Origin of the sequence: Arthrobacter phoenicis (assembly GCF_047238215.1) — a bacterium.
In the GTDB taxonomy this organism is placed as follows: Bacteria; Actinomycetota; Actinomycetes; order Actinomycetales; family Micrococcaceae; genus Arthrobacter.
On sequence record NZ_JBDFMK010000001.1, the window covers coordinates 100,374 to 115,432 of the forward strand.

At 66.6% G+C, this 15,059-nt stretch carries 18 protein-coding genes; 1 reads left to right on the plus strand and 17 read right to left on the minus strand.

The window, feature by feature from the left end; genetic code table 11:
- Nucleotide 1: 1 nt before the first annotated feature.
- From trpA to hisI, 7 genes are all read right to left on the minus strand, one after another.
- Nucleotides 2–817 (minus strand): tryptophan synthase subunit alpha, encoded by an 816-nt coding sequence (gene trpA / locus ABC337_RS00435; RefSeq protein ID WP_412882803.1) that lies wholly within the window; start codon nt 815–817, stop codon nt 2–4.
- The gene (gene trpB, locus ABC337_RS00440) at nt 814–2,178 is read right to left on the minus strand and encodes a tryptophan synthase subunit beta (protein WP_412882802.1); all 1,365 of its coding nucleotides are present in this window, start codon (nt 2,176–2,178) and stop codon (nt 814–816) included. The genes trpA and trpB overlap by 4 nt, the downstream gene beginning before the upstream one ends.
- Nucleotides 2,179–2,273: 95 nt before the next feature.
- The gene (gene trpC, locus ABC337_RS00445) at nt 2,274–3,089 is read right to left on the minus strand and encodes an indole-3-glycerol phosphate synthase TrpC (protein WP_412882801.1); all 816 of its coding nucleotides are present in this window, start codon (nt 3,087–3,089) and stop codon (nt 2,274–2,276) included.
- A 2-nt stretch (nt 3,090–3,091) separates the two neighbouring features.
- Nucleotides 3,092–3,379, minus strand: a complete 288-nt coding sequence (locus ABC337_RS00450) for an HGxxPAAW family protein (RefSeq protein ID WP_290258043.1) — start codon at nt 3,377–3,379, stop codon at nt 3,092–3,094.
- Nucleotides 3,380–3,492: 113 nt separating this feature from the next.
- Complete coding sequence (locus ABC337_RS00455) at nt 3,493–4,107, minus strand: Trp biosynthesis-associated membrane protein (protein ID WP_412882800.1); 615 nt, start codon at nt 4,105–4,107, stop codon at nt 3,493–3,495.
- Nucleotides 4,104–5,672 (minus strand): anthranilate synthase component I, encoded by a 1,569-nt coding sequence (locus ABC337_RS00460; RefSeq protein WP_290258045.1) that lies wholly within the window; start codon nt 5,670–5,672, stop codon nt 4,104–4,106. Before ABC337_RS00460 ends, ABC337_RS00455 begins: the two co-directional genes overlap by 4 nt.
- Before the next feature lie 107 nt (nt 5,673–5,779).
- On the minus strand, nt 5,780–6,175 hold the full coding sequence (gene hisI, locus ABC337_RS00465; RefSeq protein ID WP_364137633.1) for a phosphoribosyl-AMP cyclohydrolase: 396 nt from the start codon (nt 6,173–6,175) through the stop codon (nt 5,780–5,782).
- Nucleotides 6,176–6,418: 243 nt separating this feature from the next.
- On the opposite strand from hisI, the gene ABC337_RS00470 reads away from it, so the two are divergent.
- Nucleotides 6,419–7,063, plus strand: coding sequence for a TIGR03085 family metal-binding protein (locus ABC337_RS00470; RefSeq protein ID WP_364137635.1), 645 nt, complete (start codon nt 6,419–6,421; stop codon nt 7,061–7,063).
- A 48-nt stretch (nt 7,064–7,111) separates the two neighbouring features.
- Here the strand turns inward: ABC337_RS00470 and ABC337_RS00475 are convergent, their stop codons facing one another.
- From ABC337_RS00475 to ABC337_RS00520, 10 genes are all read right to left on the minus strand, one after another.
- Entirely contained in the window at nt 7,112–7,969 is an 858-nt protein-coding gene (locus ABC337_RS00475) for a response regulator (RefSeq protein ID WP_412882799.1), read from the minus strand.
- A gap of 280 nt (nt 7,970–8,249) precedes the next feature.
- Nucleotides 8,250–8,738 carry a hypothetical protein gene (locus ABC337_RS00480; protein WP_364137639.1) on the minus strand — a complete coding sequence of 163 codons (489 nt, stop codon included), beginning with the start codon at nt 8,736–8,738 and terminating at the stop codon, nt 8,250–8,252.
- Between the two features lie 78 nt (nt 8,739–8,816).
- Nucleotides 8,817–9,326 carry a hypothetical protein gene (locus tag ABC337_RS00485; protein ID WP_412882798.1) on the minus strand — a complete coding sequence of 170 codons (510 nt, stop codon included), beginning with the start codon at nt 9,324–9,326 and terminating at the stop codon, nt 8,817–8,819.
- A gap of 134 nt (nt 9,327–9,460) precedes the next feature.
- Nucleotides 9,461–9,727, minus strand: a complete 267-nt coding sequence (locus ABC337_RS00490; protein WP_366173058.1) for a hypothetical protein — start codon at nt 9,725–9,727, stop codon at nt 9,461–9,463.
- A 110-nt stretch (nt 9,728–9,837) separates the two neighbouring features.
- Nucleotides 9,838–10,278, minus strand: a complete 441-nt coding sequence (locus tag ABC337_RS00495) for a hypothetical protein (RefSeq protein ID WP_290258052.1) — start codon at nt 10,276–10,278, stop codon at nt 9,838–9,840.
- Between the two features lie 406 nt (nt 10,279–10,684).
- Nucleotides 10,685–11,581, minus strand: a complete 897-nt coding sequence (locus ABC337_RS00500; protein ID WP_412882797.1) for a diacylglycerol/lipid kinase family protein — start codon at nt 11,579–11,581, stop codon at nt 10,685–10,687.
- 179 nt (nt 11,582–11,760) lie between these two features.
- On the minus strand, nt 11,761–12,729 hold the full coding sequence (locus ABC337_RS00505) for an NmrA family NAD(P)-binding protein (protein WP_412882796.1): 969 nt from the start codon (nt 12,727–12,729) through the stop codon (nt 11,761–11,763).
- 330 nt (nt 12,730–13,059) lie between these two features.
- Entirely contained in the window at nt 13,060–13,281 is a 222-nt protein-coding gene (locus tag ABC337_RS00510; protein WP_412882795.1) for a hypothetical protein, read from the minus strand.
- 133 nt (nt 13,282–13,414) lie between these two features.
- On the minus strand, nt 13,415–14,152 hold the full coding sequence (locus ABC337_RS00515; RefSeq protein WP_412882794.1) for a hypothetical protein: 738 nt from the start codon (nt 14,150–14,152) through the stop codon (nt 13,415–13,417).
- Nucleotides 14,153–14,435: 283 nt separating this feature from the next.
- A complete protein-coding gene (locus ABC337_RS00520) occupies nt 14,436–14,888 on the minus strand; it encodes a VOC family protein (protein ID WP_364137649.1) in 453 nt (150 codons plus the stop codon).
- Nucleotides 14,889–15,059 lie beyond the last annotated feature (171 nt).

Consider the following 15,059-nt stretch of genomic DNA (forward strand, 5'->3'; position numbering starts at 1 on the left):
ACTACGCTTCTTCCTTGATGAGGCCGGTGCTGAGCTCTTTCGTCAGGGACGCTACCGCATCGACGCCGCCCTCACCGATCGCCGCGACCAGCGCGGTGCCGACGATCACGCCGTCCGCGTAGGCGGCGATCTCGCGGACGTGGCCGGCGTTGGAGACGCCCAGGCCCACACAGACCCGCTCGGCGCCGGCGGCACGGGCCGCGGACACCACGTTCTTCGCGGCGGAGCTCACCGAGGTGCGGGCACCGGTGACGCCCATGATGGAGACGGCATAGACGAAGCCGCGGCTGGCGTCCACGGTCCGCTTCATGCGCTCCGGAGTCGACGACGGCGCCACCAGGAACACACGGTCCAGGCCGTATTCATCCGAGGCGGCCATCCATTCGGCGGCCTCGTCCGGGATCAGGTCGGGCGTGATGAGCCCGGCTCCCCCGGCCTCGGCCAGGCGGCGGGAGAATTCGTCCACGCCCATCCGGACCACGGGGTTCCAATAGGTCATGACCAGGACGGCGGCGTCGGTCTTGCTGGTGATGCCGCGGACGACGTCGAAGACCTGGCTGACCTGGAACCCCTTGGCGAGGGCCTCGGTGGTGGCGGCCTGGATGACCTGGCCGTCCATGACCGGGTCGGAGTAGGGGATCCCGATTTCGATCAGGTCGGCGCCGTTTTCGGCCAGCGCGATGCCGGCGGCGATGGTGTCCTCGACGGTGGGGTACCCGGCGGGGAGGTAGCCGATCAGCGCGGCGCGGCCCTGGGACCGCGCGCGGTCGATAGCGGCGGCTGACTTGCTGGCCGTTGCAGGCGTCTCGGAGCTCACAGCTGCTCCCCTTCCTTGGCGATCTCCGCTTCCGGAGAGTTCTTGTCCAGCAGGTCGAACCATTCCGCGGCGGTGGCCACGTCCTTGTCGCCCCGGCCGGAGAGGTTTACCAGCACGATCTTCTCGTGCACGCTCTCCGGGTTGCCGGACTCTGCCGCTTCCGCGGCGAGGCGCTGGCCGATCTTGATGGCACCGGCAAGGGCGTGGGCCGACTCGATGGCGGGGATGATGCCCTCGGTGCGGCACAGCAGCCGGAACGCGTCCATGGCCTCGCTGTCCGTGATGGGCTCGTAGCTGACGCGGCCGATGTCCGAGAGGTAGGAGTGCTCCGGGCCGACGCCCGGGTAGTCCAGGCCGGCGGAGATGGAGTGCGATTCAACCGTCTGGCCGTCCTCGTCCTGCATCAGGTAGGAGCGGGCGCCGTGCAGCACGCCCGGGAGGCCGAGCGTGATGGTGGCGGCGTGGCGGCCGGTCTCGACGCCGTCGCCGCCGGCCTCGAAGCCGTAGATCTTCACGGAGGGATCGTCCAGGAAGCCGTGGAAGATGCCGATGGCGTTGGAGCCGCCGCCGATGCAGGCGCAGACCGCGTCCGGCAGCCGGCCGGTCTGTTCCAGCATCTGGGCGCGGGCTTCCTCGCCAATGACCTCATGGAAGTAGCGCACCATGGCCGGGAACGGGTGGGCACCGGCGGCGGTGCCCAGCAGGTAGTGGGTGCTGTCCACGTTGGCCACCCAGTCGCGGAGGGCCTCGTTGATGGCGTCCTTGAGGGTCTGGGAGCCGTTCGTCACGGGGACCACGGTGGCGCCGAGCAGCTCCATCCGGGCGACGTTGAGGGCCTGCCGGCGGCAGTCCTCGGCACCCATGTAGACGACGCACTCGAGCCCCAGCAGGGCCGCGGCGGTGGCGCTGGCCACGCCGTGCTGGCCGGCGCCGGTCTCCGCGATGACGCGGGTCTTGCCCATCCGCTTGGCCAGCAGGGCCTGGCCGAGGACGTTGTTGATCTTGTGCGAGCCGGTGTGGTTGAGGTCCTCGCGCTTGAGGAAGATCCGCACTCCCCCGGCGTGCTCGGCGAACCGCTTGGCCTCGGTCAGCAGCGAGGGCCGGCCGGAGTAGTTCTTGTTCAGCTCGGCGATCTGGGCGGTGAACTCGGGATCGGCCTTGGCCTTCTCGAAGGTGTCCTCGAGTTCGTCCAGGGCGGCGATCAGGGATTCGGGCATCCAGCGGCCGCCGTAGGAACCGAAGTACGGTCCCGGGGCGTGCCGCAGCGAGGGCGTGCCCTGCGCTGCTTCATCGGGCCGGTTACCCTGCAGGAACGCGTCCGCGGGGCTTTCCTCTGAGCCGGTCATGGGTGCATCGACCATCAGTCTCACCATCCTGTTCCACTGCTAACTAGATCTTGGGGGCCGCACGGAGGCGCCGGAGGGCCGGACCGCAGAGGCCCGGCGCCTTCCCGGCGTCAGGACCGTGCTGCGATTTCCTCGGCGCCCGCGGCCATGAATTCGGCGATCCGCTCCTGCGGGGTCGCGTTCTTGACCAGGGCTTCGCCGACGAGGACGGCGTTGGCGCCGTGCGCCGCGTAGTGCCGGACGTCGTCGACGTCGCGCACACCGGATTCGCCGACGACGAGCGCGCCGGCGGGGATGGCGGCGACGAGGTCGGCGAAGACGGAGCGGTCGACGTTGAGCGTCTTGAGGTTGCGGACGTTGACGCCGATGATCCTGGCGCCCGCGGCCGCGGCCCGTTCGACTTCCTCCGGGGTGTGGGTCTCGACCAGGACGTTCATCCCCAGCTCGTGGCTCAGCGCCGCATAATCACGGAGCTGGGCGTCGGAGAGAGAGGCGACGATCAACAGGACCAGGTCCGCGCCGTGGGCGCGGGCTTCCCAGAACTGGTACTCATCGATCATGAAGTCCTTGCGCAACAGCGGGACGTCCACCGCGGCGCGGACCGTGTCCAGGTCCGCGAGGGAACCGTGGAAGCGGCGCTGCTCGGTCAGGACGCTGATGACGGCCGCGCCGCCGTCGGCGTACTGCCGCGCGAGCGAGGCCGGATCGCCGATGGTGGCCAGCGCCCCTTTGGAGGGGCTGCTGCGCTTGATCTCGGCGATCACCTTCAGCTGGTCCCTGGCGGAGTCCCCGCCCAGGGCGGCCCAGGCATCGCGGGCCGAAGCGACGGCCGCCACGCGGTCCTTCAGCTCGGCGAGCGAAACCAGCCGCTGGCGGGCCTCCATATCCTCCCGGACACCGGCATTGATGTCGTCGAGAACACTCACTCCTAGTGGCCGGAGTTCTTCAGCTTGCTGCCGCCCACGCCGTAGCCGGCCTTGCGCATGGCGAAGCCAACCACCAGGCCCACCAGCATGATGACCGCGCCGGCGACGAAGATCGGGGTGTTGGCGATCACGAAGGCGATCGATGCGATGAGTGCGCCCACCAGCATGATGATCACGGTGGTCCAGGCGGCGGGGCTGTTGCCGTGGCCGGTGGGCTCGCTGTGGTCGACGTCGTCGTAGATGCCGGTGCCGGCGGCGGGCTTCGGTGCAGACATGGGGGCTTTGCTCATGGAAATCTCCTCAGGATCAATACTGCTTACATTCTGCCATTTTTTGGCCGTGACAACGGCCGGGGACGCGGGAGGGCCGGTCGGCACGTGAGCCGGGCCGCGCGGGGCGCTGCCTACGTCGGGTCGTCGCCGCGGGTGAGCCGGTCCCAGCTGTCGATTTCGTCGGCGGGACCCCCGGTGCCGGCCTTGACGGCGGCGGCGTCATATTTCGTCCGGCTCTTCCAGTGCCGGCCGGCCGGGACGATCAGCAGCGCGGACAGGCCCAGGAGCGCCCCGGCGACAACGGCCAGGACGGGGAAGACCGTGGCGGCCACCGAGACGTTGCTGCCGCTGATGCCGGTGGCGGCGGCAATGGAACCTTGGGCGGCGGCCAGCGGGTCAGCCAGCACGGTGCCGGCGGCGGTGACGATTCCGACGGCGGCGAGCAGGATGATGACCGTGATGACCCAGCGGGCCACCTTGCCGGCGATGGCTGCGGCAAGTCCGCCGGCGAGGGCCACGAGGGCCAGCGCCGTGACCGCCGTCGCGGCCTTGCTCCCCTGCACCTGGAGGCCGTCACGGTTGGCCACCGCCTGGCCCAGTTGCCCGGCGTCCAGCCGGACGGTGAGCCAGGTCTGGGTGGTGGCGCCGAAGACCGCAAGGGCCAGCACCACGATCAACAGGACCAGGCTGGACTTGCGGGCCCAGCGGGGAACCACCGGGCTGGTGCTCTTGACGGTGCCGCTCATGCCCGGCTCCCCTCGGCACCCGGGAGGCTGTCCGGGGTGATGGTGTGCAGCGACTGGGCCGTGTGGACCGCGCGCATGGGGGCCGCGGCCTTGTTAATGGTTTCCTGGGCTTCCGCGGCGTTGACCGAGTCCGCCACGATGCCGCCGCCGGCCTGGACGTAGGCGCGTCCGTCGCGCAGCAGGGCGGAACGGATGGCGATGGCCATGTCCATGTCGCCGGCGAAGTCAAGGTAGCCCACCACGCCGCCGTAGATGCCGCGGCGGTGGGGTTCCAGCTCGTCGAGGAGGCGAAGGGCGCGCGGCTTGGGGGCGCCGGAGAGCGTTCCGGCCGGGAAGGTGGCCTTCAGGACGTCATAGGCGGTGGCGTCGGGGGCGAGCCGGCCGACGACGGTGGAGACCAGGTGCATGATGTGGCTGAACCGCTCCACTTCCATGAACTGGGTGACGTCCACGGTGCCGGCGACGCAGACCTTGGAAAGGTCGTTGCGGGAGAGGTCCACCAGCATCAGGTGCTCGGCGCGTTCCTTCTCATCGGCGAGCAGTTCCTCGGCCAGGGCCTTGTCCGCTTCCACGGTCTTGCCGCGCGGGCGGGATCCGGCGATCGGGTGGGTGATGACCTCGTCGCCGGTAACCGTCACGAGCGCCTCGGGCGAGGAGCCGACGATCGAGTATTCGCGGCCGTCGGCGTCGGCGAGGCTGAACAGGTACATGTAGGGGCTGGGGTTGGTGTTGCGCAGCACGCGGTAGACGTCCAGCGGGTCCGCGCCGCACTCCATCTCGAAGCGGCGGGAGATCACCACCTGGAAGACCTCCCCGTCAACGATCGCCTCCTTGCCGCGGTCCAGGGCGGCGAGGTACTGGTTCTCGTCCCAGCGCTCCTGGACGCTGGAGGCGAAGTCCAGGGCGGCGGATTCCAGCACCGAGACGGGCTGCGCGGTGGGGGTGCTGACCTTGGCGAGCAGTTCCTTGACCCGGGCGACGGCGTCGTGCCAGGCCTCGTCCACGCGTTCGGAGCTGTTGTCGAAGTTGATCGCGTTGGCGATCAGCAGGACGGTGCCGTCCATGTTGTCGTGCACGGCCATGTCGGTGACCAGGTTCAGCGCCATCTCGGGCAGCTGCAGGTCATCCTCGGGCGGGCTGGTGAGCTTTTCCCAGTGGCGCACGGATTCCCAGCCGAGGAAGCCGACCAGGCCCGAGGTGAAGGGCGGCAGGCCCTCGAAGCGTTCGGTGTGCAGGGCGCGGACGGTGTCCCGGACCGCGTCCACGGGGCTGCCGGACAGGGGGACGCCCACCGGCGGTTCGCCGAGCCAGTGCGCCTGGCCGTCCTTGGTGGTCAGCGTGGCGCGCGAACGGGCACCGATGAAGGAGTACCGGGACCAGGATCCGCCCACGGCAGCGGATTCGAGCAGGAACGTTCCCGGCTGGCCCTGGGCGAGTTTGCGGTAGAGGCCGATAGGTGTTTCGGCGTCGGCCAGCACTTTGAGGCGGACCGGGATGACGCGGTTGCCGGCCGCGAGCTCGCGGAACTCCTCCAGGCTGGGGCTGATGATTCCGAGGTCCTGCATGGCTGCGTACTTCCACCTGTTCTGTAGGTCTAAGGTGTGCGGGTTGGTTCGGCTGCGGTAGTTCCCGGCTGCGGCGGCGCCGGCTGCGCCGGATGGTGCCGGACGGGTCAGCCGGCGTGGCCGACGACGGCGTCGAGGTCGCGTCCGTCGAAGCAGGTTCGGGTGCCGGTGTGGCAGGCTGCGCCCACCTGGTCCACGCGGACCAGCAGGGCGTCGCCGTCGCAATCCAGCGCCAGCGACTTGACCCACTGGACGTGGCCGGAGGTATCGCCCTTGCGCCAGTATTCCTGGCGGGACCGGGAGTAGAAGGTCACCCGGCCGGTGGTCATGGTCCGATGCAGCGCCTCGTCATCCATCCAGCCGAGCATCAACACCTCGCCGGTATCGAACTGCTGGATGATCGCGGCGACCAGTCCGGCGGCGTCCCGCTTAAGGGACCGTGCGAGGTCCTCGGGGAGGGGGCCGGAAGGCGCGGCGGGGGCGGGGGCGGGCTGCTCAGACATCACCCCCAAGTCTAGTGCCTGCGCGGGACACGCCACCCGCCGGGTCCCAGTGCGAAGTCTTCGGCGCCACCGAACCACCTCCGGGCGACCTCGACGCCGTGCACCGGGGCACCCGCCGGGCTTGGCCCGCCGTCGTCGCCCTATCTCCTTCATCACCCGCACCACGGGTTACGGCCACGGGTTGCGAAATGACGGCCGTTTCCTGTGCGCAGGGAGGGGCGTCTCGTGCTAGTTTCACAAGTGATGCATTTCGTCGACCCGTCCCGAGAAGTCCTGGCCGAAACCCTGCTTGCGGCCGGCCCCGACTCCCCCACGCTCTGCAAGGGCTGGCAGACGCGTGATCTTGCCGCGCACCTGTACCTGCGCGAGCGTAAGGCGCGCGTTGGACTGGGCCTGCTGATCAAGAGCCTGAGGAAGACCTCGGATGAGGCGACGGCGGAACTCGCGGAGACCCTGAAGAGCCCTGAGGCGTACGCGACGCTGGTCAACACCTTCCGCGCCGGTCCGCCCGCCCTGTCCCCCATGCGGATCAAGGCGCTGGATGAGAGCTCCAACCTGACCGAATATTTCGTCCACACAGAGGACGTGCGCCGGGCTGTGGACCGCTGGGCCCCGCGGGCGCTGGACGAGGGCTATTCGGATGCGCTGTGGGATGACCTGATCAAGCGCGCCGCCATCCTCTACCGCGGCGTCGACCTGGGCATCGTGCTGGTCAGCCCGTCCGGACCCCGGCACGTCGCCAAGCGGGCCCCCGTCTCCGTGGCGATCGTCGGCGAGCCCGGCGAACTGCTGATGCATGCCCACGGCCGCACCCGGCACGCGCTGGTCACCTTCGAGGGCCAGCCCGACGCCGTCGCCCTCCTGCAGTCCGCCGAAGTCGGGCTCTAGGCGACTGCCCGCGGGCACGACTGCAGGGAAGCCATGAGCTGGGACAGCTCAAGGCTTGGTGGCGGCCAGCGTCCGGGCGAGCCTGGCAGCAGCTGCGGTCCGCCCCCCTGTGGCCTCGGATTGTGAAGGATCCTCGCTGACGCATTCCCGCAGTGCGGCCGTGACATCGGAGACCAGGTCGGGGAAAGCGCAGGACCGGTAGTCCGCGCCGTCGGCAGCGACGGCACGTGAACGGTTGAGCGTCCCGGCTACCATGACGGCCACCTCGGTTCTTCGGGCCATGCCAAGCTTGCTCAATATCGAGGAGACCATGTTCTTTACCGTCTTCTCCGCGATGAACATCTCCTGACCAATCTGCCGATTGCTGAGCCCGGTGGCGATGCCGAGGGCAACTGTTGATTCGCGCTTCGACAGGTCCCGTAGCCTCATCTCGTCAACCCCTGGATGCACATCCCGGGCCGGTCCCATGAGGGCCGGGTAAAACCTGCGGCTGTACGCGGCGTGGCCGGAGAGGACGCGGGAAATCAGCCTGAGCTGCTCACCGCTGTCATCCAGCTTCGAAAGGCAACCCCAGGCATCCGCGAGGATTGAGCGGATGAGCACCGATTCGTCGTCGCTGGCTGTCATGAGGATGCACCGGATAGATGGGTCGGCCGTGGTGACGGCACGGCATACTTCCGCTCCCGAGCCGTCCGGAAGATCATCATCGAGAATGGCCAAGGCCGGGCGCAGGGCAGGAATCCGGCGGGACGCCTCACGCGCCGACCCGGACTCGCCCACAACGACCAATCCGGCAGACTCCACCAAATAGCGCGCGCCACGCCGCACAATTTCGTGGTCGTCTAACAGGTACACTCCGCCGCCAGGAGCGGCAACGGGCAGAGGGAATTCCGGGTCAGCCATCATTGCTGTTCCGATCTGTCGCCTTTGCCTCCAAAGGCGCCGTCCATGAATCACTGGGCCCGCTTAGGACAACGCGGGTAGTTTCCCGCCCGGGGCTAGCAGGCCCTCCCGGGAACCGCGCACCGCCCCCACGACGCCGACCAAGAGGGTCCAAACCCTAGACCCCACCGAGCCCACGAGACAGTGCCCAACGTCCCGAGAGCAGGCCGCCGCGGATTCCCGCCGTCGCATGACCGCGCAAAGGACGCTTCCCTAGCTGTCAATTGTCAGGTGCCGCGGCAGGTTACTGCGCACGCGTCGGTTGGCGGCGGGCAACCAGGTCGGCAACACCTACTCCAATGAGAGCCAGGATTAGCGGTGATTTGGCACCTTCTGCAGCGATCACCAGGATCAGGGACTGCTGCTCCCCGGCGGGGTGCTGTCCAGTCGTCATCGTAGTGCCGATGAACGCAACAGCAGCCAGGGTTGCCAGCGCTACGATCCGGCCGGCTGTGCCCCGGAGGATATTGCGGTGCACCATCACCGCTGCGAGGGCGAGGAGAATCAGACTCAGCCGCCACACGTATGGCAACCAGCCGGCTGAGATCCCAACGGCGCGGGAATCAAAGGTCATGAATGCGCTCATCCCGGACATCACAAGCTGCATCGTGAGATAGCCCGTCAAGAGAATGAGCAGCAGCGAACCCGCCACAGCGGTGACAACAGCAATTGCCGGCCCACGTTCCGGCGCCGGCGTTGTATTCGGCCTGTTCTGACCAGTCAGCTGCTGCACCGAGACTCCCCCCATTAGTTGTGCCTCGACTCTAAACCCTCGGGAACGGTCCGATAGGAATCAGGGAAATCCGGTGATTCACGTCATGGTGTTCGCCTTGGCCGCGGTCGGAGGACACGCAGTGCCGATCGTGGGTCGCTGCCCGGACCTGTAGGCCGAGGCTATGACGGGTCCAAGCTCATCCATCACCGTATGGTTCCCGGGGAGCACCACATGGGCCAGAAATTCGGACTCCAGCGTTGCAACGCCCGCTGTCGCTGCCGCGAGTTTGGCATCCGTCGACAGGGCTAAGGCGTGCCAGAAGCGACGGGCATCGAGTTCGAGCACTCGTGCGGAAGCGTCCCGGCCGGGGACCTCGGAGACTCCATCCGGAGCAGTAGCGTGCGCCTTTGCCGGCACCAGCGGAAGCACCATCCGGAATTGCCTTCCGCAGGCCCTGAACGAAATAGCGTTCAGATGGCCACGTTGGCTGAAAATAATCTCGGTTGCCCCAAAGTTCAGCAGGGAACGTTCGATGTGTTCCCGTGAAGCACCGACGCTAATGGAATCACCCCGCGTGTAAAAACTCCGGGAGTCGTGAATTGCCACACCTCCAACTATCCCCCGCCGAGCCGTCTTCTCAGCAACGTGCGGATCTGTTTGTTTGCTTCTTGAGCGGGCCCACATGATTCGGGCACGAGGGAACCGGCCGGCCTCAATCCTGGGTGGCCGCCGGCAGCAGTTCAGGGCTGCACGGAGTCGAAGAACCGATAGGGCGGCTGCGCCATGGAAGGTTCTTCCGGGTGTGTTTTGGATCGGATGAAATCGATATTTTCCTGCGACAGGACCGTTTCGCCGTGTCTATCAGAATCGGCGTTCTCTCCGGATTCGGCATTGATTTCGGCCGAGATGGTCCGGGGTAGAACTACACAACCAGGGTTGTCGATAAACCACTGCTTGCTGGCCGGAGACAGGCGGTGCCAGTGTTCCTCAAGATGCATGGAAGTCATTGTTTCCTTTTCCGTTGCGGGTCGTTCCAGGACGATGCTTTCTCGGCCCCCAACTACGTGCCGAGAAAGCAACCCGCGGCGCAGAATTCGCGCCAGTGCGCCTGGGAGTATTAGTCGAAGCTGATGTCGGCCGCGGACCGGCGGACTGCTTCGATTCGCTGCTCTTCGAGAAGCCCCAAAGTATCCAGTTCTTCTGATCTATGCGCGCGTTCCGCGTCGGCTTGCACTGAGATCTCGCGCAGGATCGTGCCAACCAGGTGCGCAAGACCTGACTTAAGGTCCTGCAGATTGGTGTTGGTAATGAGGAGGCGGCGGTCAGAGACTCGCAGCTCGACGTCGCTGTAGCCCTCTTCCGCCAAGCGCCGGGTGACGCTCTGATCATGAAGCAGGTCCAGTTCCCGGGGCTGGGGCCTACGGGAGAAGACGACAGGGACAATGTATCGAGACGCGGCCTTCGCCGTGCCGAGGTCGTGAGGCAGGGCGGAGGCGAGAACCCCGCTGAGGGCGAGTCTCCCCACGGTTTGGACGGGCTGTACTGGGGTGGTGGTCATGGCATAGCGCCAACATTTCTTGGAGATGCGCAGTCGACAACGCCGGAAAACGGGCGGATCAACGGCGGCTGGAGGTCGACGAACCCGAAACCGGGCCTATCGGTAGGGAGGGCAGGGCCGCAAGAGTCCGGCCTGCACGCGGCAGAACGGTGGGGCCGCCCTCGTCATCCCAGCTCATCACCACGAGGTTGCAGTGACCGGATGTCGCAGCCGCATGGTGCCGGCGGCGGGCGCGGAGCTGGTTTCAAATAGTCGGAATACCGGATGTCCAGTCAGGCCGTCCCGATACTCTGACTGTACGCCCTCGTCCGCTGAGATAGGTGGAAACTGACACATCAATGGTCGAGCGGTGGGTTCGGATCGCCCGGCGGTCCACCATCCAGCGACTGGGGCAAGGCCTCAGGAGTCACACGACTGCCAAGGCCCCCTTGGCGCTCTCCACCAGCACGTGCGTTGCCGCCGGAAGGTGAAGGACCTCGCCGTCGATCTGGCACGGAACGGCGTCCCTCGTGGTGAAGGCGTAACTGCTCACGCTTGGCTGGTGGCCGAGGCCCAGCGTCACAGCCCGCAGCGTCATCAACGCCATCTTCCACCGCCCGGCATGTGGCAGCGTCACCACCTCGAACATGCCGTCGTCCGGAGTGCCCATTTCGCTGACCGTTCCGTACTTGGCCATCCGGGAAATGTTGGCAAGGATCAGGCTGTCAAAGCGCGCAGTGGCTCCGTCTCCCCGAATGAGCTCAAACGGACTCAACGCCGAAAGGGTGCGGGCCACGGATATGAGTTCGAGGATTTTTCCCTTGCGGCCCTTCTCGATGCCGATCGCCATCAAGGGTGTGAGTCCGAAGCCTATATACGAATGGGCGTACTGCGTCTGCTCGCCGTGTTCCCCGCTGAATCGGATGCGCAACAAGTCGATGTGGCGGATCCGGCCTTCACGCACGGCAGCAGGCAACGAACGCGCGGGCATGCTGCGGTGATGATCATTGGCGTTGCCGGCCGCGACGACGGTACACACAGCCCTGCTGTCGCGTACATCCATGACCCCGTTGACGACCTCGTGGTACCCGCCGTCGCCGCTGATGGAAACAATAAGGGGCGCACCCCTGGCGGCCGCGGACCGCGCCAGCTCCCGGGCATGCCCGGCGAACTCCGATGGCATCGACTCAACCGGCAGACCCGGCAATCCGTCAGCCAGGCTTCGCCGCACCTCATCGATCTTGGCACCCATCCCGGGCTTGCCGGGATTGAAGATCAGGACAATCCGGTCAAAGCGCTCGGCGGCTACCCGCTCATCAATCATGGCTGCCCTTCCACGCCGCTGTTACCGAAACAGTCACACCCCTGTCCCATGGGCGCCGTGCAGCTCGGCCCCACCGGCTTTCAGACCATCATGACACTTCTGCGGGTGATGCTCCCCGCCGAGTACCGCAAGCTCGCCTTCTCGTTCCCGCGGGCCAAGCCGAGGCGGCGTCGCCGTCGTCAGCCCCTGGTCGCACCGTCCTTCACGTGCGCCTCAAGGACGTCACGGACGCTGGTCCACGCCTGCGGCCCGTAGCGGTCGTTGTTCACGTGATGCAGCTGGCCCTCGCCACTGAACATGCTCACGAAATATTGCATACCCTGCCAGGCAGGGAACGTCGCGTCCTCGTCCCTTGATATGCGACGTCCGATCCGGGCCATGCCGGACAGCAATCCCGTGGTGCCCGCCCACTGGGTGCTGAACGCGGCGCCGGTGAGCTCGGACATAATCCGCGCGATATCCCGGGCTGTCACCCGGCTCCCGGCCACCTCGACGACGCGTGGCGCGGCGCCGTCCAGTGCCACGCGAGCGACGGTGCGGGCGACGTCGTCTTTGGTTGTGAAGTCGAGCAGCTGGTCCGACGAGGACCAGTAGAGGACCTTGTGCCTCCTGAACAGGATCATCGGAGCCTGACCGGTCAGCATGTCCGCGAAGGCCCCGTTGAGCACGGACGTGGCGCGGAGCGGAGTGGCATCGACGGCGGCGGCGAACTCCCGGCGCAGCTCGAAGTTGCGGTTGCTGCCAGGGGTTACCCGGCGATAGTCAGCGGAGTAGTCGGACGGGATGAAGCGTGCCACACCGACCTCAACGGCCGCTGCCAGCAGCGCCTGCTGGACGTCGACGATGACGGAGCGCGCGCCGCTGACGGCAGACACGACGACGTCGGCGCCGCGGAGGGCGTCGACGAGGCCGAGGTGGTCCGCATAGGCCGCCGCCCGAACCTCAACGCGGTCACGCCCGCCGTATTGCGCCTGAGCGGCGCCGCCGCCTGGGCGGGTCAAAACACGAACAAGGACTTCGGCGTCGGCGGCGAGCAGCTCGCGGACGATCCGATGGCCGAGATCACCGGTGGCTCCGGCAACGAGGACAGTGGTCATGAGGTTGCTCTTCTCTGTTCGTGTGGCGGGGCGTTCAATGCGTAAAAACATGCCCTGAGGTATCAACAGGCCGGGCGTCACGCCCAAGGGAATCGCTTGTCCCACCGGATAGACCGCGAGCTGGGCCACGGAGGGCGGCTGGCCCCGACTGGCCCCAAGACCGCCCTGCGAGTACATCAAAGCAGGCTATCCACTGGATTCACCGCATGATTCCGGTTCTCTTGACCTGCGTGGCTGGGGATTCCTTCTGGCAGCTCATCACCCGATCCTACGCGCGGAGGCCGGGCGGTTCCCCTCTGTGCTGCCCTCCAGTCATCACCGACCCGCCTGGTCCATCACGACTTTCGGGGCCAGTGAATCTTCCCTCTGGCACGCTCCGGTTCATTCGCCGTTGGCGGTTCCCTCGATCCAATCGACGGCTTCGTCGGAGAGAAAAATTCCTTCGGAATTCCGTTCCCCGATCCACCAGGCGTTCGATGCAACGTCGCCGCCGGCGGCCGCGATCTTGATCACGACATCAGCGGCGATAGCCTCGCCGTTGTGTTCGATCAACCATGCCCGTGCATCGGCGTCCAAATTTGTCCACCACTCGATGGTGTTCATCCTGTCATTCTCCGCCCCGGTGTGGCGGATGGATAGCCACAGAGATCGAGCAGCGCCGCGAGACCCAACATGGTGGCCCGTAGGCCGGCCGTTGGTCCAGGGTCCGCTGCGGGACCCTGAACCAACCATCGCGTCAGTCGTGGGCGAGGACCGTGTTGATCAGCTTGATGAGCTCGGCCGACGCCGTTTGAGTCACCGCCGGCCCCGCCTTCACCGCAGTGACGGCGAGATTGCCCTTGACGCCGGTGACGGTCAGTGCGGTCTGGGCTTGTCCGGTGGCAAGGTGCTGGGTGGTGAGCGCCGCAAAGGACGCGTCGCCGTCGGACTTGGCGTCAACGGGCGTGGTCTCAGTGGTTATTTTCTGGCCGCCCACCTCGATGGTGAACGACTTGCACGGAGCGGCCGCAGCCTGTGAGGCAGCAAGCTGTTGGGTCATGGTTTTGGTGTCCTTCAGTGCGATGACCGTCACCGCGATCGTCGTTTTGTCGGCCGCGGAGATGGACGTGCCTCCGGCGTAGGTACTGCCGTCCGGGACATTTGCGTTGCTGTCGACGAGAGGTTTGCAGGTTTCGGGGCTCACCACTGCGGTCTTGAGCAGCTCTTTGGCCCTGAGAATGCCTTGATCGATCTGCGCGGCCGGAACGACGGTCAGGGGCTGGCCCTGGTCATCCCTGAGCGTGGAGAGCAAGCCGCTGAGGTCTGCGTTGCTGAAGGTCTTCACGGGGGTCGGTGTGGACGAGGATGGCTGGGCCGCCGCCGGCGTAGCCTCCGCCGTCGCGGTACCTCCTCCGGTGCCGGACCCCGTTCCGCAGCCGGTGAGGGAAAGCAAGGCGGCCGTGATGATCGCCGCCGTGGTGGATGTTCGCTGCATGAGGCGTCCCTTCTCGGATCACCGGTCCGCCTCCCGATCCGGGGGGGGCGCGCTCCGGCACCACCCGGATGCGGTGCCCCGATAGGAGCCGGACCGTGCGGCGTCTAGCTCAACGCAGGTAAGCAGCACGCGGGTCCGGGCCCCGCAGACTCAACGGCAGGTGCAGCGCGTCCCCCTCGCGCGCCGCTCGCTGGCGCGATGGCGCCCAAACTATCCAAAGCGACGGCGAGGCAACAGAGAGTGCACTACTTGTTTTTTTGGCCGCCCGACGCAAGTAGGGACGCTACTCAGCCGGCCCTCTGTTCTTCGTCAGGTCCTCGGCCACCATGACCAAAATGCCGCTCGGACCGCGGAGGTACGTGAGCTTGTAGATGTCCCGGTACGTTGCCACCCCGCGAAGCGGATAGCAGCCGTGCCGGGACGCTATGTCCAGCGCCGCGTCGATGTCGTCCACGGAGAACGCAACGCGGTGCATGCCAATCTCGTTGGGCAGGGTGGGGCCTGTCTCGATGGCGTCGGGGTGGAGGTATTCGAAGAGCTCGATCTGCCCGTGCCCGTCCGGCGTCGTCAGGACGGCGATTTTGGCGTGGTTACCGTCGAGGCCGACGGCGGTGTCCGCCCACTCCCCCGCAATGGTGTCCCGGCCGACAAGTTCGAGGCCCAAGTCAACAAAGAAGGCGATCGCCGCCTCGATGTCGCGGACGGCAATCCCAACGTTCTCCAGTTTGATCGTCATCCTCCGCATGCTACCCACCGACGTGCTGCGCATGTGGGAAAGCCCTGATTCAAGGCGGCCCGCAGGCCCCGGGCTAGACTGATGACCTAGGGGGAAGTCATGGAATGGATTCTTTTAGGCATTGCCGCTCTGGTCATTATCGTTGCATCTATTTGGCGCGATGTCTCAAGA